We start from the raw sequence: 24,280 nt of genomic DNA, 5'->3' as shown, positions 1-24,280 counted from the left end.
GACCTGCTTTTTTCACACTCCGGGACTGGAAATCTTGGCCTATAGAAGGTATAATAAACAAGATATGGTATCATTAATCGTTAGTGATGCTGACTGATGATGAAAGCAACCTGTACAGGGGGTACTCTATGAAGAATCAAGTAAACTGGCGGCGCCTGTCCGTCGCAGTCCTGGCTTCCCTGGCGCTGACCTCTCCGGTCTATGCCGCAGAAGTTTCCCACAGCCAGGAAGTGGAACTGGGCGGTCACAAGACCGCTGCCAAGGAAGGACAACAGGGTGTGGGGACCATCGAAGTGGCTCCGGCAGAACAGCCCGCCGTCCAGCCGGCTCAGACGGAAACGTCTGCCGCAGCCGCGGAAGAAGAACCCAGATACCGGGAAGTCCGCCGGAATGGCGTCACCTATATCGAAAAAGTCGGCAAGAAAAAGCTGGAACAGGAAAAACAGAAGGTCCAGGCTGACGAAGAACAGCTGGAAGCCCGGATGACCCAGCAGAAGGAAATCCAGGAAGCCCAGAACAAACAGCTGCCGGGCCGGAGCATCCTCCAGCAGTCCGTGTTGTCCGACTACGACATCACTACCCAGGAAAACCAGTACGCCAAAGTGGAAAAGGAATCCACGCCCTTCATCGGTCAGACCGTGACCAAAGTTACCCTGGAAGGGGCGGCCCATGAAGATGCCGCCAAACTGGCGGATGTGCTGAAAATGCCCGCCGGCACCAAATTCACCAGGGAAGGGCTCCAGGACGATATCCGGGCCCTGTATGAAACCGGCTGGTTCTATGACATCCGCCCGGTGTTCACCAAAGTGCCGGAAGGGGTCCAGATCAAATACCAGCTGGAAGAAAATCCCGTGCTGACGGATCTGGATATCGAAGGGAATACGGTGCTCTCCACCGGGGACATCAAAAAAGCCCTGGATCTGCCCATCGGCAAGGTCCTGAACTCCCGGGACGTGAACATCGGCGCACGGAAGGTGGAAAGCCTGTACAGCCAGCAGGGCTACATCCTGGCCAAGGTGGCCGACGTGCGGATGCAGCCGGACGGCCGGCTGATCGTCCAGGTGGCCGAAGGGGTCATCGAAGATTTCCGGGTCAAGGGCAACACCAAGACCAAGGATTATGTGGTCATCCGGGAAATGCGCATGAAGAAGGGGGAACCATTCAACGCCAAGAAAGCCCGCCGGGCCATGCAGAAGATCTACAACCTGGGCTTCTTCGAAGACGTGAACATCCGTCTGAACCCGGGCCAGATGCCCAATACCGTTTCTGTGGAAGTGTCCGTGGTGGAAACCAGCACCGGTACCTTCGGGATCGGCGCCGGCTACAGTGATGCCGACGGCTTCCTGGGCATGGTGAGCATCGGGGACAAGAACTTCATGGGCACCGGGGACAGCGTCAGCGCCCGTTGGGAATTCGGCGGCGACTCCGAAACCAAAGCCAACTTTGAAGTGTCCTATGTGAAGCCCTGGATCGACGACAAGGAAACCACCGCCGGTTTCACCTTCTACAACATGACCAACGAGTACGTGGACTACAATCGGAGCGGGGACGAAATCGCCCGGTACTACAAGAAACGTACAGGGGAAGAACTGTTCTTCAGCCGGGTCACCGACAACGAATTCATCACCAACAGCATCACCCTGAAGAACCGGGATGACAAATACAAGAAGCCTGTCAGCGGCTACGGCACCCAGTGGTTCGAAGCCGGACAAAACGGATATGATTATATCCACGAATATCCGGACGACTACGATTGGGACAAGCACGAACGGATGAAGAAGAACTTCGGGATCACCCGGAGCATCACCTTCGCCCGGACCCTGGATACCCGGGACAATATCTACGATCCCCGGGAAGGGAAACGGACGGCCTACTCCGTGGAAGTGGCTAACTTCGGCGGGGACTTCGACTTCCAGAAGTACCAGGCCGATTACCGGTACTACTACCGGATGGGCAAGGACAATGTGTGGGCCCTTAACCTGGGGGCCGGCTATGCCAACGGGGATATGCCCCTGTCCCAGCGCTTCAGCGTAGGCGGCAGCGACGTCCTCCGGGGCTACCGGGACGACCAGTTCAAGGGCAACAGCATGGTGAAGGGATCCCTGGAATTCCGGTATCCCATCATCAAGAAAGTCCAGGGCGTGTTCTTTACGGATACGGGCTATGCCTGGAGCAAGGAATACGACGAATCCAACTTCGACCTGGGCAAAATGAAGAACTCCGTGGGTATTGGTCTCCGGATCAACTCCCCGCTGGGTCCCATCAAGCTGGACTATGGCTACCGGCTGGAAAGCAGCGACCGTGGCGGCCGCTTCCATTTCAGCTTCGGCGGTCAGTTCTGATAAACAAATTGCATAACAAGGAAGCAGGGATAGTAAAATGATGGAATTGGCCCACAAGAAAAATGTCAAGGTCATTTCTCTGGCCATTGCGGCCATTATGGTGGTCGGGATCTTCGTCCTGGCCGTCCAGGGCAAGAACATGGGCGGTGGCGACGCCACCAGCAATTCGGCCATCGGCAAAATCAACTACAACCAGGTGATGGCGGCAGCCCCCGGGCTGGCAGAAGCCCAGACCCAGCTGCAGCAGGCCGCCGAAGACAGCCGCAAGGAATTTGAAGAAAAAAGCAAGGACATGAGCGACGCGGACAAGCAGAAACTGGCTGCGGACTACCAGAAGAAACTGGAAGAAAAGCAGAAGGAACTGATTGAACCGGTCAAAAAAGAAGTGGATGACGCCATTGTGGCCGTGGGCAAGACCAAGGGCCTGACGGTGGTGGTCAACCAGGGCGCCGTGGTGTACGGCGGCCTGGATGTAACGGCGGATGTCACCGCCCAGCTGAAAAAAGCCAAGAAATAAGGATCTGGCAGGGGACAGGAGGAATGGCTCATGGGCAGATGGCTCAGTCTTCTGCTGACCGGGCTCTTTCTCCTGACCGGCTGCGGCCTTTCCTGGGGGAAGCTTCCCTTTCAGCAGGAAAAGCCCCGGTTTGCCGTAGTGGACTGGGACCGGCTGGTTGAACAGCATCCCAAATACAAGGAATGGCAGCGGCAGAAAGAACAGCTGGAAACCGCCAAATGGCTCCGTGACCGCCAGAAGGAAAACGGCCAGCAGCAGCTGGCGCTCCTGGGACAGATGAAGAAAGTCCGGGAAGCCGGAAAGGGACAGTTCCAGTCCGCCCAGTGGTCCGCCAAAGTGGCGGAAAAACGGGCCCAGGAACAGGATCTGCTCCGGAAGAAACGGGCGGCCCTGGAAGAGGAAGCGGAAAGCCGGGTGAAGGCGGACCGGGATGCAGTGGAGGAAAAATACCGGATCCCCCTGTTCAACCTGCGGCTGAAGCTGGGCAGCGTGAAGATGAACGATACCGCCCAGAAAGCACTGCTCCAGGAACAGCAGGAACTGCTGGACAAACGGCAGAAGGACCGGGCGGAAGTGGAAGCGGAAAAGGAACAGTGGCTCCAGCAGCAGCTGGCAGCCGATGTGGCGGCTTCCCAGGCACGGCTCCAGGCCTTTTCCAAGGAACTGGCCGGCCAGGTGGTCCAGGAGCAGACGGGCCTGTCCCTGACCGGGAAAAAGCCCCGGAACCAGGAAGGCCAGCCGGAACTGGACAAGCTGATCCAGTCCATGGACAAACAGATCCAGCAGCAGGAAGACAAGGAAAAACAGATGCGGGAGGAAATCGACAGCGATATCCTCAGCGCCATCAAGAAAGTCAATCTCAGCCGGAAATACACGCTGATTTTCCGGAATCCGAGAGCCAATATCAGCGCCGACGACATTACCGATGAGGTGAATACAGTCGTCCAGCAAATTGTTTATTAAGAGGGATGGAACGAATATGAAAAAAGCAATGATTCTCTGTGTGGTGGCAGCAGCCATGCTGTCCTTTGGCTGTGGGCGGAACGCCCAGTTCGGCGTGGTGGACATGAACAAGGTCCAGACGGAAAGCCAGGTGTTCAAGGACGCCACCCAGGACCTCCAGACCAAGGGCAAGGCCATGGAAGAGGAACTGAACCAGGAAACCGCCGGGAAGAGCCAGGAAGAAGCCCAGAAGATCCTGACGGAAAAGAGCCAGAAGATGCACAGCCTCCAGGCGGAAGCCCAGGCCAAGGTCAAGGGCAGCTTCGACGCCGCTGCCGCTTCCGTGGCCAAGGAAAAGAACCTGAGCGCCATCCTGGTGAAAGAAGCCGTTCCCCAGGGCGGCGTGGATGTGACTGACGACATCATCAAAGCAATGAAATAAGATTTGACAAGGGCGGACGGTGTTCGCCCTTTTTCCCGTACCATCATGAAATGGAAAGGATGCTGGAAATGGAAAAAACCTTACAGGAACTGGCAACATTGTTGAAAGGGGAAATCCTTCAGGGAGATCCGGGCATGGTCCTCAAGGGAGTCAATGGACTGGAAGAAGCCCAGAATGATCAGATTTCCTTTGCGGTGCCTCCCTATCTGGAAGTGGCCGGACAGTCCCGGGCCGGGGCCATCATGATTCCCCGGGGCGCGGAATTCAAGGGACAGCAGGCAGTGCTGGCGGTGGAAAATCCCCGGGCAGCCTTTGCGGTGCTGCTCCAGCTGTTCCGTCCCCCGGAAGCGGTGAAGAAAGGCATCAGCCAGTACGCGTTCATCCATCCCTCCGCCAAGGTGGGGAAGAACGTGGCCATCCTGCCTTTTGCCTATGTGGCGGAAGATGCGGAAATCGGCGACAACACGGTGATCTATCCCCATGTGTATGTGGGGCGCCATGTGAAGATCGGTTCCGACTGCACCCTGTACTCCAATGTGACGGTGCGGGAAGACTGCATCGTGGGTGATCGTGTGATCCTCCAGGCCGGCTGCGTCATCGGCGGGGACGGCTTCGGCTACATCACCGCCAACGGCAAACACACCAAAGTGCTCCAGACCGGGAACGTGGTCCTGGGGGACGATGTGGAAATCGGCTGCAACACCTGCATCGACCGGGCCACCGTGGACAGCACGGTGATCGGCAAGGGCACCAAAATCGACAACCTGGTCCATGTGGGCCACAACGACATCATCGGGGAAAACTGCATCCTGGTGGCCCATGTGGGCATCAGCGGCAGCGTGACCATCGGGAACAACTGCACCTTCGGGGGACAGGCCGCCACTGCGGGGCACCTGAAGATCGGCAGCAACTGCACCTTCGCCGGCCGTACCGGGATCATCAGCGATGTACCGGACAATGTGGTATGGGCCGGTTTCCCGGCACAGCCCCATGTGGACTGGCTGCGGCAGACCGCCAACGAACGGAAGCTGGGCACCATGCTGAAACGGCTCCGTCAGCTGGAAAAGACCGTGGAACAGCTGGAAAAGGGAAAGAAGGAGGAGCCATGAAAAAACAACTGACTGCAGCGCTCCTGTGTGCCCTGGCTGCCCTGCCCCTGGCGGCGGAAGCCAAGACCACCCCCAGCGGCACCAGCGGTGTGATCAATGCTCCTTCCGGATACGTCCGGCTGCCCGGCCATGTGTCCGGGGGTCTGGACTGGACCAAGGAAGGACGGAATGTCCGGGGGAACATCGCCCTGCCCCTGGGGCTGGAAATCGCCGGCAGCCATGTGGATACCAAACATGACGGATCTTACGGCACCGTCAGTGCCAAGCTTCAGGTGCTCCGGGAAACCCCGGTGACTCCGGCCATCGCCGTCGGAGTGGAAGACATCGGCGACCGGAACGACCGCCGGGGCTATGTGGCTGTCAGCAAGGCCCTGATGGCCGGCTGGAAGCTCCATGCCGGGGTGGGCACCGGAGACCAGTACAAGCACGGGTTCTACGCCGTGGAAAAAGAAACGAAGCTTCTGGGGCTTTCCATGAACCTGATGGGAGAATATGACGGCAGCCATTTCAACTACGGCGCCGGTCTCCCGGTGGGGAAATTCATCCAGGCACAGGTGGGGGTAAGGGACCATCGCCTGTACGGAGGCATGGATCTTACTTTTTAAGGAGGAAACAGGATGGCTGCGTACAAACTCATGGAGTTCATCAGCTGGCTGGTCTGCCATCAGCCGGACTGTCTGAACCATGCCCTGGCCTGGGTGCTGGGACACCTGGGGTGGCGTGTGGTCCCTGCCTGGCGCCGGTATATGGCCAAAGAAAACATCAAGGACTGTCTGGGCGTGGATGAGACGGAAGCGGAAAAAATCGCCCGGGAAAGCGTGTACCGCTTTGGACGGATGCTCATCGAGGTACTGAAATATCCCCTGATCACCAGGGACAATTTCCGGCAGCTGGTCCATTTTGAAGGGCTGGAGAACCTGGAAAAAGCCTATGCCGAAGACAAAGGGGTGATCATGTGCACCGCCCATTACGGCAACTGGGAAATGCTGGGCGCTTCCATGGCCCTCCTGGGCTACCCCATCCTGTCCATTACCCGGAAACAGAACAACGGGGCCATGGACCGGTTCATTAATGACTACCGGCGGATGGTGGGGCAGCACGTGACCTACAACCATGGGGAAAACAGCATGCTGGCCATTGGCCGCTATTTGAAGAAAAAGCATCTGGTAGGGATCCTCTACGACCAGGATTCTGCCCATACGGGAGAACATCTGGAGTTCTTCGGCAAACCTTCCCGGGTGCCCCAGGGTGCGGCCCATCTTTCCCGGATGTTCGGATCTCCCATTGTGCCTCTTTTTATGCACAACAATCCGGACGGCACCCTGACGGCCCGGATCTATCCGGCCCTCCATACGGAGAAAACCCCTAACCGTTCCCAGGACGTCCGTGTTATAATGAAAGAACTGGTGGCCATTGCAGAGCGGGAAATCCGGTTGGATCCCCCCATGTGGTTCTGGGTCCACGACCGCTGGAAAGATGGCCGCAAACGGTATAAAGAATATCAGAAAGGCGTGTGATTTATGACCAGTGAAAAACAGCATACCCTGAAACAGGCAGCTTCCTGTGACGGGATCGGGCTCCATTCCGGAAAACTGGTGGAAATGACACTGCGTCCGGCTCCGGTGGATACGGGAATCGTGTTCATCCGGACGGACATGGAAGGCCGGCCCCAGGTCCATGCTGTGGCCGCCAACATTACCGCCACCACCCGGGCCACCACCCTGACGGAAAACGGGGCCAGCGTCACCACCATCGAACATCTCATGGCCGCCCTGGCCATCCTGAAAATCGACAACTGCTATGTGGAGATGTCTTCCGCAGAACCTCCGGTGGGAGACGGTTCCGCCCAGGCTTTCATCGACCAGATTCTGAAGGCCGGCATTGCAGAACAGGATGCGGAACGGCAGGTGTATCATGTGGACCGGGCCTTCTCCCATTATGACGGAGACCGTTCCATTGTGGTGCTGCCCTATGAAGGGTTCCGGATCACCTTTACCTCCATCAATCCCCATCCCCTCCTGGGTACCCAGGTGATGGATGTGGAAGACAAGGGGGAAAACTTCCTGAAGGAAGTGGCTGCCGCCCGGACCGTGGCCTTTGAGGACGAAATCGCCCAGCTGCAGAAAATGGGACTGGGTCTGGGAGGCACCCTGGAAAACGTGGTGGTGTTCGGCAAGGACAAGATCCTGTCCATCCCCCGGTTCCCGGACGAACTGATCCGGCACAAGATCCTGGATGTAATCGGAGACATGTATCTCCTGGGACCCATCCACGCCCACATCATCTGCATGAAGAGCGGCCATGCCTTCAACGACAATGTGTCCCGGCAGATCGATGAATACCGGAGACTCCATGAATACCAGCCCAGACACACTCCGGTTCCCGGAAAAGAGAAAAAAGAAGTAAGGAGCAAGGATATGATTACATTAGACATTCAGGAAATCCAAAAGATTCTGCCCCACCGGTACCCCATGCTGCTGGTGGACCGGATCATTGAACTGGAACCCATGAAACGGGCCGTGGGTATCAAGAACATCACCATGAACGAGCCCCAGTTCATCGGCCACTTCCCCGGGAACCCCATTATGCCGGGGGTCCTGCTGATCGAAGCCATGGCCCAGGTGGGCGGCGTAACCCTGCTGTATCCGGAAGAAAACCGGGGCAAGATCGCCGTCTTCGGGAAAATCGACAAAGTGCGTTTCCGCCGTCCCATCAAACCGGGAGACCAGCTGGTCACCACGGCCATCATCACCAAGATCAAAGGCAACATGGGTGTGGCCCACTGTGAAGGTACGGTGGACGGCGAGCCGGCCTGCGAAGGAGATTTCTTCTTTGCACTGGCAGAAAATAAACAATAAAGGTGGAGTGAAACAATGACAGCAGATTCTACTTTGATACATGAGACAGCCATCATTGCACCGGGTGCGGAAATCGGCCCCAACGTGAAAATTGGCCCGTACTCTGTGATCGGTGAACATGTCAAGATCGGTGAAGGTACCGTGATTCACCCCCACGTCGTGATCACCGGGCGGACCACCATCGGGAAAAACTGCGAGTTCTTCCAGGGTGCCAGCATCGGTGAGGTCCCTCAGGACCTGAAATACAAAGGCGAAGATACGGAAACCATCATCGGGGATCACGTGACCATCCGGGAATGTGCCACAGTCCATCGGGCTGTGGGGGAAGGCAATGAAACCCGCATCGGCAACAACGTGCTGATGATGGCCTATACCCACGTGGCCCACAACTGCATCGTGGGCAACAACGTGATCATGAGCAACGTGGCCACCCTGGCCGGCCATGTGATCGTGGAAGACCGGGCCGTCATCGGCGGCCTTACGGCTGTGCACCAGTTCACCAAGATCGGCCGGAACTGCATGTGCGGCGGCATGAGCCGGATTTCCCAGGATGTGCCTCCCTTCGTGATCGTGGCCGGGAACCCGGCCTATGTGGCAGGGCTCAACAGCGTGGGCATTTCCCGGGCTGGCATTCCCATGGAAGTCCGCCGGGAGCTGAAGAAAGCCTACAAGATCCTCTACAAGAGAGGTCTGTCCCTGTCCGATGCCATTGCGACCATGGAACAGGAACTGGACAGCTACGAAGAAGTGGAACATTTCATGCGCTTCCTGCGCACGGTGGAAAGAGGCATCTGCCGGGCATCCGCCCACGGCATCCGGGAGTAAGCCTATGGGGAAGACCTTGGGGGTACTTTCCGGAGTGGGCCATCTGCCGGTGGATGTGGTCCGGGGGGCCAAAAAGGCCGGCTACCGTACGGTGGCCATTGCCCTGGTGCCGGGGACCCATGAAGACCTGGAAAAAGAAGCGGATGTCTTCCATGCCATCAACATCGGCAAGGTGGGCAAGATCTTCAAGACCCTGAAGCAGGAAGGGGTGGACGAAGTCACCATGATCGGCAAGGTGACCAAGGAAATCCTCTATTCCGGCGGCATTTTGGTCCCTGACTGGCAGGCCATCAAGATCCTCATGTCCCTGCCGGACCGGCATGATGACACCATCATGAACGCCCTGGTGGCCAAACTGGAGGATATGGGGATCCATGTGATGGATCAGACACTGTTCCTCACCGACCTGATGCCCCAGGAAGGGGTGCTGAGCAAACGGCAGCCCACACCGGAAGAATGGGAAGACATGAAGTACGGCTTCGCCATGGCGAAAAAAATCGGCGGCCTGGACATCGGCCAGACCGTGGTGGTGAAGAACAAGGCCATTATGGCCGTGGAAGCCATCGAGGGCACCGATGCCTGCATTCTCCGGGGCGGCAAGCTGGGCAAGGGGGCCATTGTGGCCAAAACCGCCAAGCCCGCCCAGGACAACCGGTTCGATATGCCGGGGGTGGGGGTGAAGACCGTGGAATCCATGATCGAATCCGGCTGTGCCGGCATCGTCATGGAAGCCGGCCGGACCCTCCTGGTGGAACGGGAAAAGGCACTGGACCTGGCCAACCGCCACAAGCTGGTGGTCGTGGCCATGAAGGATCCGGAAGCGTGAATAAAAAGAGGGGGCTGTTGCATGAGCAACAGCCCCCTCTTTTTTGTCAGCAAAGGGGGTGTGAATTTTTTCACACCCCCTTTTTTGTTATGTGATATAATAAACTGTACATTTATGTTCAGATGAGAGAGGAGACAACAGGGTGACAAAAGTTTTCATTTCTGCTGGGGAAGCTTCCGGCGACCTTCATGCCGCCGCGCTGACCCGGGCCATCCTGCAGCAGGACCCCACGGCCCAGGTCTTTGGCATGGGTGGTGATGCCCTGGCAGCAGCCGGCGGCCAAGTGGTGTTCAACTATAAAGATTACAGCGTCATGGGCTTTGTGGAAGTCCTTCAGGCCCTGCCCCGTCTGCTGGGGCTGAAGAAGGCCTTCCGCCGGCTCATGGAGGAACGGAAACCGGATGTGTTCGTGACCGTGGACTATCCGGATTTCAACATGCGGGTGGCCAAAGAAGCCAAGAAACTGGGCATCCCGGTGTTTTCCTACATCCCGCCTTCCGCCTGGGCCTGGCGCCGGGGACGGGCCAAAGACGTGGCCCGGCTGGCCACCAGAGTGGCCTGCATCTATCCCTTTGCCGCCAAAGTCTATCAGGAAGCGGGAGCGGCTGTGGAATTTGTGGGGAATCCCCTGGTGGACATCGTCCAGCCCACCCTGAGCCCCCAGGAGGCGGAAGCCCTGGTGGGCAAGCGGTCCGGCCATCCTCTGGTGCTGCTGCTGCCGGGCAGCCGGGTGAAGGAAATCACCGGGGTGCTGCCGGTGATGCTCCAGGCCCTGCCCAAAATCCGGGCCCGGCGGCCGGATGTGGAGTTCATCCTCCAGAAAGCCCCTTCCATCGATGCTGCCCTGCTCCAGGGCATCCTGGAAACCAGCCCGGTGCCGGTGAAAGTGGTGGAAGGCCACAACTACGATGTAATGACCGCCTGTGATGCGGCCCTGGCCACCAGCGGCACCGTCACCCTGGAAGCGGCCCTCTGCGGACTGCCCAGCGTGATCTGCTACACGGCCAGTCCCCTCAGCATGTGGATCGCCAAACACATGGTCTATGTGAAATACATCGGCCTCCCCAATATCCTGGCCGGGAAGGAAATCCTGCCCGAACTGATCCAGGAAAACATGACCCCGGACCATATGGCCGCTGCCGTCCTCCATTTTCTGGAGCCGGAAACCACTGCCACCGTCCGGGAAGAGATGCGGCAGGCTGTGGCCAAACTGGGCCAGCCGGGAGCCGTGGACCGGACAGCCAGACTGATCCTTGAAACAGCAAAGGAGAATCCATGAACCTGTATCTGCGAATCTTGCGCTTCATCAAACCCTATCTGCCCCGGCTGGCTCTGGCGGGCATCTGCACCGTGCTCACCTCCGCCGCCAACCTGTACGTGCCCTGGATCGTCCGGGACGTGATCGACAAAGTATTCATCAACAACGATGCCCAGCTGCTGAACCTGATTGCCCTGGGGATCGTGGTGATCTTCTTTGCCCGGGGCATCACCTACTACGGCCAGAACTACCTGATGAACTACGTGGGGGAAAGCGTGGTCATCGATATCCGGGGCCTGGTGTTCAAGAAAATGATGGAACTGGATACCCGGTTCTATGACACCAACAAACTGGGCACCATCATGAGCTATGTGACCAACGACGTCCAGGCCATGCAGAGCGCCATGGTGGACAATTCCGTGGAAATCATCACGGAAACCTCCGTGCTCATCGGCTCCATCTGCGCCATGGTCTATCTGGACTGGAAACTGACCCTGTTTGCCTTCTGCACCTTCCCGGTGGTGCTGTTCTTCATGGATTTCTTCGGCAAGAAGATCCGGAAGACCGGCCACCGGATCCAGCAGGCCACCGCCGACATCACCTCCGTGCTCCAGGAAACCCTGTCCTCCAGCCGGGTGGTGAAGTCCTTTGTCCGGGAACCCTATGAAATCGCCCGGTTCGAACGGACCAACCGGCAGAACTTCGACGCCAACATGAAAAGCGTCCGGCTCATGGGGACCCTGTCCCCGGTGATCGAATTCATCGCCGCCCTGGGGGTCACCGCCATTATCTGGTTCGGGGGCCGGGGAGTGCTCAGCGGTGACATTACCGCCGGGTCACTGATCGCCTTCCTGGTGTATGCGGTGAACATCTCCAACCCCATCAAGCGGATCGCCCGGGTACTGGGGAACATCCAGAAAGCTCTGGCTGCGGCGGACCGGGTGTTCAGCATCCTGGACCTGGACGAAAAGATCCCCGAAAAGGCCAATGCCATCGCCCTGCCACCTGTGAAGGGCAAAGTGGAATTCCGGGATGTGTCCTTCTCCTACAATCCGGATGAACCCATCCTGAAGCACCTGACCTTCGATGCACAGCCCGGCCAGGCCATTGCCCTGGTGGGGCCCAGCGGTGCCGGGAAATCCACCATTGCCAACCTGCTGCCCCGATTCTATGATGTGACCGACGGGGCCATCCTTATCGATGACCATGATATCCGGGATGTGACTGTGGCGTCCCTCCGGGAACAGGTGGGCATCGTGCCCCAGGAAACCAACCTGTTCAACGATACGGTGTACAACAACATCCTGTACGGGCGGCTGGACGCCACCCGGGAGGAAGTCATCGCCGCGGCCAAAGCCGCCAATGCGGATGAATTCATCCAGAAGCTGCCCCAGGGCTATGACACCCAGCTGGGAGACCGGGGCATCAACGTGTCCGGGGGCCAGCGTCAGCGCATTGCCATTGCCCGGGCCATCCTGAAGGATCCCCGGATCCTGATCCTGGACGAAGCCACCTCCGCCCTGGATACGGAAAGCGAACGGATCGTACAGGAAGCCCTGGACCGGCTCATGGTGGGACGGACTTCCTTCGTCATCGCCCACCGGCTGTCCACCATTCAGAATGCCAGCAAGATCCTGGTGCTGGACCATGGGGAAATCGTGGAATCCGGTACCCATGAGGAACTGATGGCCCTCCACGGGCTCTATGCCCACCTCCACGACATCCAGTACCGGGAAAAGGCCGAACAGGCCGAAGTCCGGAACCTGGAAGAGCGGGAAGGGAACCCTGCCGGGACAGAGGCTCCCGGCAAATGACGGCCCATCCTTTTTTCACCCTAGCCCAATGAAAACGAGGTCAATGTATGTACTATATCTATAACTTCCTGGCCACCGTTCTCTTCATTTTTGTGATCCTGCCCTATTTTACCTGGCGGTACTTCCGGGAAAAAGGCTTTCCCCGCCGTTTCCGCCAGAGCATGGGGTTCATCCGGGATGAGGAAATCGCGGCTGTTGCCCATAAAAACTGTATCTGGATCCACGGTGCATCCGTAGGGGAAATCGTGGCCACCAGCCCGCTGGTGAAGGAGATCCGCAAGGCCATGCCCGATGCCAAGATCCTGGTATCCGCGGTGACCACCGGGGGCTACAACATGGCCCACCAGATTATTCCGGAAGCCGATGCCATCATTTACTTCCCCCTGGATCTGCCCTTTGTATCCGAATCCTTTGTGAAACGGATCATGCCCCGGATCTTCATGCCGGTGGAAACGGAACTGTGGCCCAACTTCCTCCGGGCCATCAAACTGCGCCGGATCCCGGTGATGATGGTCAATGGCCGGATCTCCGACAAATCCGTCAAGAGCTACCGGTATCTGTTCGGCATCCTGGCCGACATGATGGGCAGCGTCACCCGGTTCTGCATGCAGTCTTCCATCGATGCGGAATACATCCAGCATCTGGGAGCGGAAAAACGCCGGATCTTTGTCACCGGCAACACTAAATTCGACCAGACCTATGCGGAAGTCACTCCGGAAGACCTGCACCAGTACAAGGAAGAACTGGGAATAGAGGATGACTACCCGGTGATCGTGGCCGGCAGTACCCATCCCACCGAAGAAGATACCCTGTTCCAGAGCTTCCTGGACATCCGGAAGGAATTCCCCCGGGCCCGTCTCATTTTGGCCCCCCGGAAACCGGGCCGGATCCATGAAATCAGCCGGCTGGCGGAAAAATACGGCCTCACCCTGGGGCTCCGGTCCGTGCTGAAGGAGATGGATGGTCCCCGTCCCAGATACTCCGTGGTCCTTATCGACACCATCGGGGAACTGGGCCGGATCTATGCGGTGGGGGATGCGGTCTTTGTAGGCGGCAGCCTGATCGACCACGGCGGCCACAATGTGCTGGAACCGGCGGCCCATGCCAAACCCATCATCGTGGGGCCCAGCATGTCCAACTTCAAAGATTCCTTTGCCCTCCTGAGCAAAGTGGGGGCCTGTGTCCAGATCCGTGACGGCCAGGAAATGACCGCCATGTTCCTGAAGATTTTCAAAGACGATGCCCTGCGGAAAAAGATGGGGGATGCCTCCCTCCAGGTAATCCGGGAAAACCGGGGAGCCGCCGTACGGACCATCGGCTATCTGAAAGAACTGCTGGAGCTCACCGCCACCGAAAGCATGGTGAACACCCATTACAAGATCAACACCCGGAACATCAATGACGAAGTGAGCCCCCGGATGCGTCCCGGAGACGCGGTGACCCAGTACCTGATCCAGCTTTCCCACGGGGAAGACAACGGGATCCTGGACTGGTGCGTCCTGTCCTTCCTCCGGATCCTGTCCGTGCTCTATGAAGCCGGGGTCCGGCTGAAGCTGTTCTGCTACAATGCCGGCATCGTGCCCCGGACCAGACTGGACTGCTGTGTGATCAGCATCGGCAACATCACCGTAGGGGGCACCGGCAAGACCCCAACCGCCCAGAAAGTGGCCCTGATGATCCAGAAATTGGGCTACCGGGTGGTGATCCTGAACCGGGGCTACCGGTCCCACTGGGAAGAAAAGATCGGGGTGGTTTCCGACGGCAAAAAAATCTACATGACCGCCTATGAAGCCGGGGACGAAGCCTTCCTCATGGCCAAACAGCTGCCGGGGATCCCGGTGGTCATCGGCAAGGAACGGGCCATTACCGGCCAGTTCGCCGTGGACAAATTCAAGGCGGAAGTGATCATCCTGGACGACGGCTACCAGCACTGGCAGCTGTACCGGGATCTGGACGTGGTGCTGGTGGATACCCTCAACATGTTCGGCAACGGCTGCATCCTGCCCCGGGGCACCCTCCGGGAACCTCTCTGCAACCTGAGCCGGGCCGGGCTGTTCCTCCTGACCAAATGCGACCAGAGTTCGCCCATTTCCCGGGCCACCCTCTGCGATACCCTGCACAAATACGCACCGGCGGCACCCATCGTGGAGAGCATCCACAAACCCTGCGATTATATCGAAATCGCAGACTGGTACAAGAACGACATGTCCAAGGCACTGCCTCTGGAAGCCCTCCGGGGCAAGCATGTGATGGTGTTTTCCGCCATCGGCAACCCCTCTTCCTTTGAGCAGACCATGACCGCCGAAGGGCTGAACATCGTGGAAGCCATCCGGTATCCGGATCACCACGATTACGGCATGGTGGAAATGCAGTACATCATGGAACGGGCCATCAGCCGGGGCGTCAAGGCCCTGGTCACCACCGGGAAAGATGCGGTGAAGATCCCCACAGAATTCATCTACCTCCACCGGGATGTGCCCCTGTACATCCTGGATATGGAAATCCAGATCACCAGCGGCGAAGAAGCTTTTGCCGATACCATCAAAGCAGCCATTAAAAAGGAGAAAGCATCGAAATGAAAGTACTCTGTGTAATTCCGGCCCGTTACGGGTCCACTCGTCTGCCGGGGAAACCCCTGGCTCTGATCCATGGCAAACCCGTGATCCAGCGGGTCTATGAACGGGCCGCACTGGCCCGGATCCCGGATGAAGTGCTGGTGGCCACTGACGACCAGCGGATCCTGGATTGCGTCCATTCTTTTGGCGGCCGGGCCGTCATGACGGCGGAAGACCACCCCAGCGGCACCGACCGGCTGGCGGAAGTTGCCCTCAATTTCGAAGATGTGGATGTGATCGTCAACGTCCAGGGGGATGAACCCATGATCCCGCCCCAGGTCATCGACGACCTGGCCCAGGCTTTTGCGGAAAATCCCGACCTGGAAATGGCCACCTGCAAAACGGAAATGAACCCGGAAGACTACCAGAACCCCAATGCGGTGAAGGTGGTCACCGATCAGAACGGCTACGCCCTGTATTTTTCCCGGAGCCTGATCCCCTATCCCCGGAACGAGGAACCGGAAGTGAAGGTGTGGAAGCACATCGGCATCTATGCCTACCGCCGGGATTTCCTGCTGAAGTTCGCGGCGCTGCTGCCCACTCCCCTGGAACGGGTGGAAGGGCTGGAACAGCTCCGGGCACTGGAAAACGGCGTAAAGATCAAAGTCCTGGCCACGGATTTCCAGGGCGTGGGCATCGATACCCAGGCCGACCTGGACCGGGCCAATGAAATCTTTGCCAAACTGGACGCGGAAGGAAAGGAGTAACCCATGGAAATCGTCAAGATCGGACCCTACCAGGTTGGGCAGGGTCATCCTCTTCTCATCATGGCAGGCCCCTGTGTGCTGGAAGGCTACGAACGGAGCCTGGCCATCGGCCGCCGGGTCAAGGCCATCTGCGACAAGCTGGGGCTGCCCTATGTGTTCAAAGCCTCCTATGACAAGGCCAACCGGTCTTCCCTGGATTCCTTCCGGGGACCGGGCCTGGAAGAAGGGCTCCAGATCCTGGCCCAGATCAAAAAGGACCTGGGGGTGCCGGTGATCAGCGACGTCCATGAAACCTGTCAGGTGGAAAAGGCCGCCGAAGTCCTGGACATCATCCAGATCCCCGCTTTCCTGTGCCGGCAGACGGACCTGCTGGTGGAAGCCGCCCGGACCGGGAAAGTGGTCAACGTGAAAAAAGGCCAGTTCCTGGCTCCCTGGGACATGAAGAACGTGGTGAACAAGATCGTGGAATCCGGCAGCCGGAACCTGATGCTCACCGAACGGGGAGTCAGCTTCGGCTACAACACCCTGGTCACCGATATGCGGAGCCTGCCCATTATGCGGGATCTGGGCTTCCCGGTGATCATGGACGTGACCCACAGTGTCCAGATCCCCGGCGGCCAGGGCACCAGCTCCGGGGGCCAGAGCAAGTATGCGCCCCATATGGCCCGGGCTGCGGCGGCCGTGGGGGTGGACGGTCTCTTCATCGAAACCCACGACAATCCGGCGGAAGCCCTGTCCGACGGACCCAACATGATCCCCCTGGACAGACTGGAACAGGTCCTGGCCGACGCCAAAGCCATTGACGCCATCGGCCGCAGGGAGGCGTAAGGGTATGTTTGAAAAAGCCAAAGAAGCATTGCAGATCGAAGCGGATTCCATCCTGGAACTGCTGCCCCGGATCGATGACCATTTCGGCGAAGCCCTGAAGATGATCCTCCACTGCCGGGGCCGGATCATTGTGACCGGCATGGGCAAATCCGGCATCATCGGCCGGAAAATCGCCGCCACTCTGGCCAGCACCGGCACTCCCGCCTTCTTTCTCCATCCGGCGGAAGGCATCCACGGGGATCTGGGCATGGTCACCGAGCACGATGTAGTCCTGGCCCTGTCCAACAGCGGGGAAACCGGCGAAGTCCTGAACATCCTGCCTTCTATCCGGCGGATCGGGGCCAGGATCATCGCCATGGTGGGGAATCCGGAATCCACCCTGGCCAAAAATGCCGATATCGTCCTGAACGTGGGCGTCAAACGGGAAGCCTGCCCCCTGGGCCTGGCTCCCACCAGCAGCACCACGGCGGCCCTGGCCTTTGGGGACGCACTGGCCATGGAACTGCTCAGCGCCCGGCATTTCACTCCGGAAGAATTTGCCATCTTCCATCCCGGGGGCAGCCTGGGACGGAAGCTGCTGCTTACTGTGGACGATGTGATGCACAAAGGGGACGAAAACCCGGTGGTCCATGCGGACATCAGCGTCAAGGACGCCCTGTTCATCATCACCGACAAAGGGGTGGGGGCCGTCTCCGTTGTGGATGAGGATCAGCATCTCCAGGGTCTCCTGACCGATGGGGATATCCGTCGGGGCATCGCCCGGGATTTGGACTGCCTGAACCGGCCCGTGTCCCAGATGATGACCAAAAATCCCAAGACCATCCAGGATCACAAACTGGCCGCCGAAGCCCTGCATCTCATGGAATCCAACAAACCACGGCCCATTACCGTCCTGCCTGTAGTGGACAAGGACCGGAAAGTGGTGGGTCTGCTGCATATTACTGATCTGGTACACCAGGGAGTGGTATAAATGATTACAGAAGAACAACTGGCCAAGATCCGTCTCCTGGCCCTGGATGTGGACGGGGTCCTGACGGACGGCAGCATCATCATCGGACAGGAAGGGGAACTGTCCAAGCATTTCGATGCCCGGGACGGCATGGGCATCAGCCTGGCCCTCCGCCACGGTATCCAGGTGGCTCTCATTACCGGCCGCCACAGTGAAATCGTCCTGCACCGGGCCATGGAACTGGGCATCAGCTCCGTGTACGAAAATGTGGTCTTTAAGGGAAAGGTCCTGGAGAAGGCCTCCAACGAACTGGATATTCCCCTGGAAGAAACCGCTTTCATGGGGGACGATCTCAACGATCTGCCGGCCTTTTCCAAGGCGGCGGTGACCCTGGCTCCGGCGGACGCCGCTCCGGAAGTCCGGGAACGGGCCATGCTGGTATCTTCCTGCACAGGGGGCCATGGGGCCGTCCGGGATGTGATCGAACGGATCCTGAAAGCCAAGGGACTGTGGGAAGAAATCATCCGCAGTTACGAAATCCAGGGACAGGGAGACAGACAGTAATGCTTTACGGATTTTTGAAAGCCATGAGCCGGTTCCTGTCCCTGCTGCCCTACAAATTCGTAGTGCGGCTGGGGCGGAATTGTGGTAAACTATACTGGCATATTGCCAAAAAACAGCGGGTCCGGGCGGAACAGACCATCCAGGAACGGATGGGGGTTACGGCCCGGGATGCCCGGGAGATCATCCACCGGCTGTTCCTGAACCTGGGGATGACCGCCATGGAAATCCTCTACATGCCCGCTCTGAACAAGGACAACATCCGGGGCCTGGTAAGCTTCGACCGGCCGGATATCCTCTGGGAAGCCCTGGCCAAAAAGCGGGGCGTGGTGATGCTGGCCTGCCACATGGACAACTGGGAATGGCTGGGAGCGGCCCTGGCCCTCAACGGCTTTCCCCTCAGTGCAGTGGAAAAGCCCCAGCCCAATCCGGTGTACAGCGATTTTCTCAATGAGCTGCGCCGGGGCGTGGGACAGGAAATCTTCGCCCGGGGCACCAACGAGATCCTGGGCTGCGCCCGGGCCATGAAAAAGGGCCGGATGCTGGGGCTCATCGCCGACCAGGACGGGGGCTACCACGGGATCTTCGTCCCCTTCTTCGGGAAGATGGCCTCCACTCCGGAAGGCCCGGCCTATTTCGCCCGGAAGTTCAAAGCGCCGGTGGTGCCCATCTTCATGGTGCGGAAACCCAGCGGCTACGGCCATCAGGTGTTTGTGAAAGAACCCATTTACTATGAAGATACCGGGAATCAGGAAAAAGACGATTACCGGATTACCCTGAAAATGACCCAGGAAGTGGAAAAGATCATCCGCCAGTATCCGGACAACTGGATCTGGTTCCAGCACCGCTGGAACACTCCCTGGAACGGTTAAAGAAAGGATGCCTTCATGCACGCAGAAAAACGTACGCTGCTGGTGATTGCAGTCGCTGTGCTCCTGATGGGAGGCGTCATTGCCTGGCTCCTGAGCAGCAAGCCCACCACGGGCCCTGTGAAGGACAATGGCAAGGACGTGCTCCAGGAAGTCAACGGCTCCACCATCCAGGAGACGAAAAACGGGAAAAAAGTCTGGGAACTCACCGTCCAGTCCCTGCTCTATGACAAAAAAGCCCAGCTGGCCCATATGAAGGGCATCAACGGGACCTTTTACCAGGACGACGGCCGGACCATGACCGTGACTGCGGACGAAGGAGAAGTCCACATGGACAGCAAGGACGTGGTCCTCACCAAGAATCCCCACGGCGTAACCTCTGACGGAGGGGATGCGGTGGCCGACAAATTCACCTGGATCAACAAGGACCAGACGGTGGTGGGAGAAGGAAACGTCCGGCTGAAGAAAGACGATACCGTGGCCACGGCCAAAAAGGCAACCTTCAATGTTGCCCTGGATCAGGCCAAACTGGAAGAGGATGCACACGTACAGAAGGGAGAATTTTAATGCTGAAAGTGAAAAAATTTGCAGTGCTGGGACTCCTGGCAGGCCTTCTGTCCGTATCCACTGCCTGCTGGGCGGCGTCCTCCATTTCCGGGGACCAGGTGCAGTATGATTTCAAAAGCGGACAGGCGGCTGCCGTGGGGAATGTGAAAATCCGTCATGATGACGGCACCGCTTCCGCGGAAGAAGCCGATTACAACACCAAGACCGGAGAAGGGAAACTCACCGGATCCGTGGTGGCCGACCAGAAGGATGCCCACCTGACCAGCTCTGAACTGATCATCAGGAAAAAAGGCAAATTCCTGTCCGCCATTGGCAATGCGGTGCTCCGGAAAGCTGACAAGACCCTCCGGGCCGCCCAGGTGGATTACGATTCCGATGCCCAATTTGCGGAAACCATCGGCTCCTGGGCCCAGCTCACCATGGATGACGGCTCCAGCATCGATTCTGCCAACATGAAGTACAACATGGGAACCGGGGTAGCCAATGCGGACGGCAACGTGCGACTGATCAGTCCGCCCCGGAACCTGACTGCCCGGGCGGACCGGGCCATCTACAACACCAAGGAAGCCGACGGGACCATCCGGCTCATCGGCCATGCCACCGCCACCCAGAACGATGACACCGTCAGCGGGGATACCCTGACCATCACCGGGGCCGGCGGCAAAGTGGCCATGGGGGAAGGGAATGTGAAGATGGTGGTCCTGCCCCAGAGCACCCAGCCCCAGACGGCAGAAGCCGGGGAAGGACCGGCACCGGTGTTCAGCCTGGCCGGACTGGCCAATGTACCGGAGTTCCTGTATAAGTTCTACAACTGGCCCGGCCATCTCATGACCATCGGCCAGACGGAAATTGGATAAAGGGAGTCAAGAGTGAAGATACGTGCGGAAAAACTGGTAAAAGAATACGCCGGACGGCGGGTGGTCAACGAAGTCAGCCTGGAAGTGGAGCAGGGGACCATCGTGGGTCTCCTGGGCCCCAACGGCGCCGGGAAAACTACCTCCTTCTACATGATCGTGGGCCTGGAACATCCTGATACCGGCCATGTGTACCTGGACGACGAGGATGTCACCCATCTGCCCATGTACAAACGGGCCCTGAAGGGCATCGGGTATCTGCCCCAGGAAGCCTCCATCTTCCGGAAGCTTACGGTGGAAGAGAACATCATGGCCATCCTGGAGGAAATCGAACCGGACAAAGCCAAACGGCAGCAGAAAATGGAAGACCTGATCCAGGAATTCCACATCGACCATATCCGCAAAAGCAAGGGCAGTGCCCTCTCCGGGGGCGAACGGCGCCGGGTGGAAATCGCCCGGGCCCTGGCCACGGATCCCGGCTTCATCCTCCTGGACGAACCCTTTGCGGGCATCGACCCCATCGCCGTGGCGGATATCCAGGTGATGGTGGCCCATCTGGCCAGACGGGGCATCGGGGTGCTGATCACCGACCACAACGTCCGGGAAACCCTCAGCATCGTGAACCGGGCCTACATCCTCAGCGCCGGGAAGATCCTGGTGGAAGGCACCAGCCAGCAGGTGGCGGGAGATCCGGTGGCCCGGAAATTCTATCTGGGCGATAATTTCAGAATGTGAGGCTGCCTATGTCTATTTTGGATAAATACATTTTAAAACAGATGATGCAGCCCTTCCTCTTCGGGGTGGCTGCCTTTTCCACCATCTTTGTGGCCAGCTCCTTCCTGTTCCGGGTGACCCAGTACATTACCCAGTACGGGGCCTCCTATTCCTCCCTGATCCGCCTGTTCCTGTGCCTGATGCCGGAAGTGATCAACTACACCTTCCCCATGTCCATGCTGTTGGCGGCCCTTCTCACCATGGGCCAGCTGTCCAGCAACAGCGAAATCACCGCCATGCGCAGCGGGGGCCTGAGCTTCCGCCGGATCGCCGCTCCCATCCTGGCTGCCGGCTTCGTGGTGAGCCTGTTTTCCGTGGTGTGGGCCGAAAAAGTGGTGCCGCCGGCCAAAAGCGAATACGAACGGATCATTAAAGTGGAAATCAAACGGGACACCAAGCCCCGGACACAGAACCATGTACTGATCAAACAGGTGTCCAAGGGACAGCTGGTCCGGCTCACCTATGCCCGGACCTTTGACGAAAAGCAGGGCATGATGAAGGACATCACCATCGAAGACTGGGACAACGGGAAAGTGGCCCGGATCCAGCGGACCCCCCAGGCCAAATGGACCCAGGGGACCTGGATCATGGAAGGGGGAACCATCACCGACCTGACCGGGAAGGATGGGGTGGCCCGGACCATGACCTTCGACAAACAGGTGCTGCCCATCAGCGAGACCCCAAAGGCCATCACCCTGGATCAGAAGGATCCGGACCAGATGACCATCGGGGAACTGAAGATGTACATCGATATTTTGAAGCGGCAGTACATGCCCACCAGCAAGTACGAGATGGAAATCTACCGCCGGTTCACCGTGCCTCTGGCCAGCTTCTTCTTTGCCCTCATCGGGGTGCCCCTGGGAGTACAGTCCCAGCGGACCGGGGCGTCCATGGGCCTGGGCTTTTCCGTGGTAATCATCTTCATCTACTACTCCATCATGACCTTCATGACCGGCCTGGGCCAGGGCGGCGTGATCCCGCCCCTTCTGGCCGCCGCCACCCCCAACCTCCTCTGCGGAGCCTTCGGGTGCTGGATGATTTATAAAAAGGATAATGTATAGCAGAAAGGCTGCCGGAAGGCAGCTTTTTTGCGGTCGCGGGCCATGAGTCGCGGGTCGCGGGCCATTTGGTCTGTAAAGTCGGATGAATCGTGAACTTTTGTTCACAATATGATATAATAAATATAATATACAATGAAAAGCAGCCATACTTTTGGCTGCACCAAAAAAGCCCGCGGCCCGCGACTCGCGGCTCGCGACCCTGCCAAGGAGGGAAATCCCATGTTCCTCATCACTGCCGTCGATGATTCCGGCGGCCTTCTGTTCAACCAACGGCGCCAGAGCCAGGACTGTCTGCTCCGGGCCCGTATCCTGGATCTCACCGGGGATGCGCCCCTGTGGATGGATGCCTATTCTGCCGGTCTTTTCGAGCCGCCTGCGGCCAATATCCGCGTGGCGGAGGATTTCCTGGACCAGGCCGGTGCCGGGGAATACTGCCTGCTGGAAGACCGGGAGGCGGCACCCTATCTGGACAAAATCGAAAAGATCATCCTGTACCGCTGGAACAGGGCCTACCCCGGGGACTTTTTCTTCGACATCGACCTGAACGAGGGGTGGCGGAAAATCTCCTCCACGGATTTTCCCGGCTCCTCCCATGAAAAAATCACAGAAGAGGTATACGTAAAATGAAAAAAATCACCGCTTTCCTGGCCGCCCTCCTGGTTTCCCTGTCCCTGGTGTTCACCGCCTGCGGATCCTCCAAACCGGCTTCCAACAAAAAAGCCCCGGCCAAAAACAGCACCAAAGTCACCCAGCAGGTGGGGAAAAACCAGCCCTCCTTCGACCTGTCCTCCATCCCCGCCTTCACCAACAAGCCCTATGTGGTGCTGAACCACAATGTGCCGGATTTCCCGGACAAGGACAAGACCAGGAAATCCTTTGAACGCTACAGCGAACTGGACAGCCTGGGCCGCTGCGGCCCTGCCTACGCCAATGTGGGAAGGGAAACCATGCCCACCCAGAAACGGGGCCCCATCGGCAGCGTGAAGCCCTCTGGCTGGCAGACCGTAAAGTATGAAGGCATCGACGGGAAATACCTGTACAACCGGTGCCACCTGATCGGCTATCAGCTGACCGCGGAAAACGCCAACCCCAAGAACCTGATCACCGGCACCCGGTATCTCAATGTGACCGGCATGCTGCCCTTTGAAAACATGGTGGCCGACTACGTGAAAGAAACCAACCACCATGTGCTGTACCGGGTGACCCCCATTTTTCAGGAGAACGACCTGGTGGCCCGGGGGGTACAGATGGAAGCCTGGAGCGTGGAGGACAAAGGCGCCGGCGTCCAGTTCAATGTGTTCGTGTACAACAACCAGCCCGGTATCACCATCGATTACAAAACCGGCAAGAGCAAGCGGGCGTAGGAAAACCGAAAGGGTTGAGGATGTTGCACTTCGTGCAACATCCTCTTTTTATAAAACAAATTTATGCTATAATATTTTGTAATAAAGATGCCAGAGAAAAGATGCCAGATGTCAGCTCTGTTCGACTGGAAATCTACAGTTCTGCTGCTTGCCGAACAAGCTGACATCTCGAGGCTTTGGAAAAGCCGAGTCTGATTT

At 58.3% G+C, this 24,280-nt stretch carries 24 protein-coding genes; all 24 read left to right on the top strand.

Features of this window, described 5'->3' with window-relative positions; all coding sequences use genetic code 11:
* The first annotated feature begins 128 nt into the window (after positions 1-128).
* The 24 genes from ACFER_RS08650 (at position 129) to ACFER_RS08535 (ending at position 24,082) form a co-directional block, all read left to right on the top strand.
* Positions 129-2,342, top strand: a complete 2,214-nt coding sequence (locus ACFER_RS08650; RefSeq protein ID WP_012939036.1) for a BamA/OMP85 family outer membrane protein — start codon at positions 129-131, stop codon at positions 2,340-2,342.
* Positions 2,343-2,379: 37 nt separating this feature from the next.
* Positions 2,380-2,859 carry an OmpH/Skp family outer membrane protein gene (locus ACFER_RS08645; protein ID WP_012939035.1) on the top strand — a complete coding sequence of 160 codons (480 nt, stop codon included), beginning with the start codon at positions 2,380-2,382 and terminating at the stop codon, positions 2,857-2,859.
* Between the two features lie 30 nt (positions 2,860-2,889).
* Positions 2,890-3,822: a coiled-coil domain-containing protein gene (locus tag ACFER_RS08640; RefSeq protein ID WP_012939034.1), complete on the top strand. Its 933-nt coding sequence runs from the start codon at positions 2,890-2,892 to the stop codon at positions 3,820-3,822.
* A 16-nt stretch (positions 3,823-3,838) separates the two neighbouring features.
* Complete coding sequence (locus ACFER_RS08635; RefSeq protein WP_012939033.1) at positions 3,839-4,243, top strand: OmpH/Skp family outer membrane protein; 405 nt, start codon at positions 3,839-3,841, stop codon at positions 4,241-4,243.
* Between the two features lie 68 nt (positions 4,244-4,311).
* Complete coding sequence (lpxD, locus tag ACFER_RS08630) at positions 4,312-5,352, top strand: UDP-3-O-(3-hydroxymyristoyl)glucosamine N-acyltransferase (RefSeq protein ID WP_012939032.1); 1,041 nt, start codon at positions 4,312-4,314, stop codon at positions 5,350-5,352.
* Positions 5,349-5,957: a YjbH domain-containing protein gene (locus ACFER_RS08625; protein ID WP_012939031.1), complete on the top strand. Its 609-nt coding sequence runs from the start codon at positions 5,349-5,351 to the stop codon at positions 5,955-5,957. Before lpxD ends, ACFER_RS08625 begins: the two co-directional genes overlap by 4 nt.
* A 12-nt stretch (positions 5,958-5,969) precedes the next feature.
* On the top strand, positions 5,970-6,869 hold the full coding sequence (locus ACFER_RS08620; protein WP_012939030.1) for a lysophospholipid acyltransferase family protein: 900 nt from the start codon (positions 5,970-5,972) through the stop codon (positions 6,867-6,869).
* Positions 6,870-6,872: 3 nt separating this feature from the next.
* Complete coding sequence (lpxC, locus tag ACFER_RS11870) at positions 6,873-8,210, top strand: UDP-3-O-acyl-N-acetylglucosamine deacetylase (protein WP_012939029.1); 1,338 nt, start codon at positions 6,873-6,875, stop codon at positions 8,208-8,210.
* A 15-nt stretch (positions 8,211-8,225) separates the two neighbouring features.
* Positions 8,226-9,035: an acyl-ACP--UDP-N-acetylglucosamine O-acyltransferase gene (gene lpxA / locus ACFER_RS08610; RefSeq protein WP_012939028.1), complete on the top strand. Its 810-nt coding sequence runs from the start codon at positions 8,226-8,228 to the stop codon at positions 9,033-9,035.
* A gap of 4 nt (positions 9,036-9,039) precedes the next feature.
* Positions 9,040-9,861: an LpxI family protein gene (locus ACFER_RS08605; protein ID WP_012939027.1), complete on the top strand. Its 822-nt coding sequence runs from the start codon at positions 9,040-9,042 to the stop codon at positions 9,859-9,861.
* 142 nt (positions 9,862-10,003) lie between these two features.
* Positions 10,004-11,140: a lipid-A-disaccharide synthase gene (lpxB, locus tag ACFER_RS08600; protein WP_012939026.1), complete on the top strand. Its 1,137-nt coding sequence runs from the start codon at positions 10,004-10,006 to the stop codon at positions 11,138-11,140.
* A complete protein-coding gene (gene msbA / locus ACFER_RS08595) occupies positions 11,137-12,933 on the top strand; it encodes a lipid A export permease/ATP-binding protein MsbA (RefSeq protein ID WP_012939025.1) in 1,797 nt (598 codons plus the stop codon). The genes lpxB and msbA overlap by 4 nt, the downstream gene beginning before the upstream one ends.
* A 47-nt stretch (positions 12,934-12,980) precedes the next feature.
* Positions 12,981-15,512, top strand: a complete 2,532-nt coding sequence (gene lpxK, locus ACFER_RS08590; RefSeq protein ID WP_012939024.1) for a tetraacyldisaccharide 4'-kinase — start codon at positions 12,981-12,983, stop codon at positions 15,510-15,512.
* A complete protein-coding gene (gene kdsB / locus ACFER_RS08585) occupies positions 15,509-16,255 on the top strand; it encodes a 3-deoxy-manno-octulosonate cytidylyltransferase (protein WP_012939023.1) in 747 nt (248 codons plus the stop codon). Before lpxK ends, kdsB begins: the two co-directional genes overlap by 4 nt.
* A gap of 3 nt (positions 16,256-16,258) precedes the next feature.
* On the top strand, positions 16,259-17,083 hold the full coding sequence (gene kdsA, locus ACFER_RS08580; protein ID WP_012939022.1) for a 3-deoxy-8-phosphooctulonate synthase: 825 nt from the start codon (positions 16,259-16,261) through the stop codon (positions 17,081-17,083).
* A gap of 4 nt (positions 17,084-17,087) precedes the next feature.
* The gene (locus ACFER_RS08575; RefSeq protein WP_012939021.1) at positions 17,088-18,053 is read left to right on the top strand and encodes a KpsF/GutQ family sugar-phosphate isomerase; all 966 of its coding nucleotides are present in this window, start codon (positions 17,088-17,090) and stop codon (positions 18,051-18,053) included.
* A complete protein-coding gene (locus ACFER_RS08570; protein WP_012939020.1) occupies positions 18,054-18,596 on the top strand; it encodes a KdsC family phosphatase in 543 nt (180 codons plus the stop codon).
* The gene (locus ACFER_RS08565; RefSeq protein ID WP_012939019.1) at positions 18,596-19,465 is read left to right on the top strand and encodes a lysophospholipid acyltransferase family protein; all 870 of its coding nucleotides are present in this window, start codon (positions 18,596-18,598) and stop codon (positions 19,463-19,465) included. Before ACFER_RS08570 ends, ACFER_RS08565 begins: the two co-directional genes overlap by 1 nt.
* A gap of 15 nt (positions 19,466-19,480) precedes the next feature.
* Positions 19,481-20,029, top strand: a complete 549-nt coding sequence (gene lptC / locus ACFER_RS08560; RefSeq protein WP_012939018.1) for an LPS export ABC transporter periplasmic protein LptC — start codon at positions 19,481-19,483, stop codon at positions 20,027-20,029.
* On the top strand, positions 20,029-20,886 hold the full coding sequence (locus ACFER_RS08555) for an LptA/OstA family protein (protein WP_012939017.1): 858 nt from the start codon (positions 20,029-20,031) through the stop codon (positions 20,884-20,886). The genes lptC and ACFER_RS08555 overlap by 1 nt, the downstream gene beginning before the upstream one ends.
* 12 nt (positions 20,887-20,898) lie before the next feature.
* On the top strand, positions 20,899-21,618 hold the full coding sequence (gene lptB, locus ACFER_RS08550; protein WP_012939016.1) for an LPS export ABC transporter ATP-binding protein: 720 nt from the start codon (positions 20,899-20,901) through the stop codon (positions 21,616-21,618).
* Between the two features lie 8 nt (positions 21,619-21,626).
* A complete protein-coding gene (locus tag ACFER_RS08545) occupies positions 21,627-22,718 on the top strand; it encodes an LptF/LptG family permease (RefSeq protein ID WP_012939015.1) in 1,092 nt (363 codons plus the stop codon).
* A gap of 219 nt (positions 22,719-22,937) precedes the next feature.
* Positions 22,938-23,345: a hypothetical protein gene (locus ACFER_RS08540; RefSeq protein ID WP_012939014.1), complete on the top strand. Its 408-nt coding sequence runs from the start codon at positions 22,938-22,940 to the stop codon at positions 23,343-23,345.
* Positions 23,342-24,082 carry a DNA/RNA non-specific endonuclease gene (locus ACFER_RS08535; RefSeq protein WP_012939013.1) on the top strand — a complete coding sequence of 247 codons (741 nt, stop codon included), beginning with the start codon at positions 23,342-23,344 and terminating at the stop codon, positions 24,080-24,082. Before ACFER_RS08540 ends, ACFER_RS08535 begins: the two co-directional genes overlap by 4 nt.
* The last annotated feature ends 198 nt before the right edge of the window (positions 24,083-24,280 follow it).

This window comes from Acidaminococcus fermentans DSM 20731, from assembly GCF_000025305.1.
Taxonomy (GTDB): Bacteria; Bacillota; Negativicutes; order Acidaminococcales; family Acidaminococcaceae; genus Acidaminococcus; species Acidaminococcus fermentans.
Note: the sequence above shows the minus strand (reverse complement) of the source record. Positions and strands in the feature narration are given on the sequence as shown.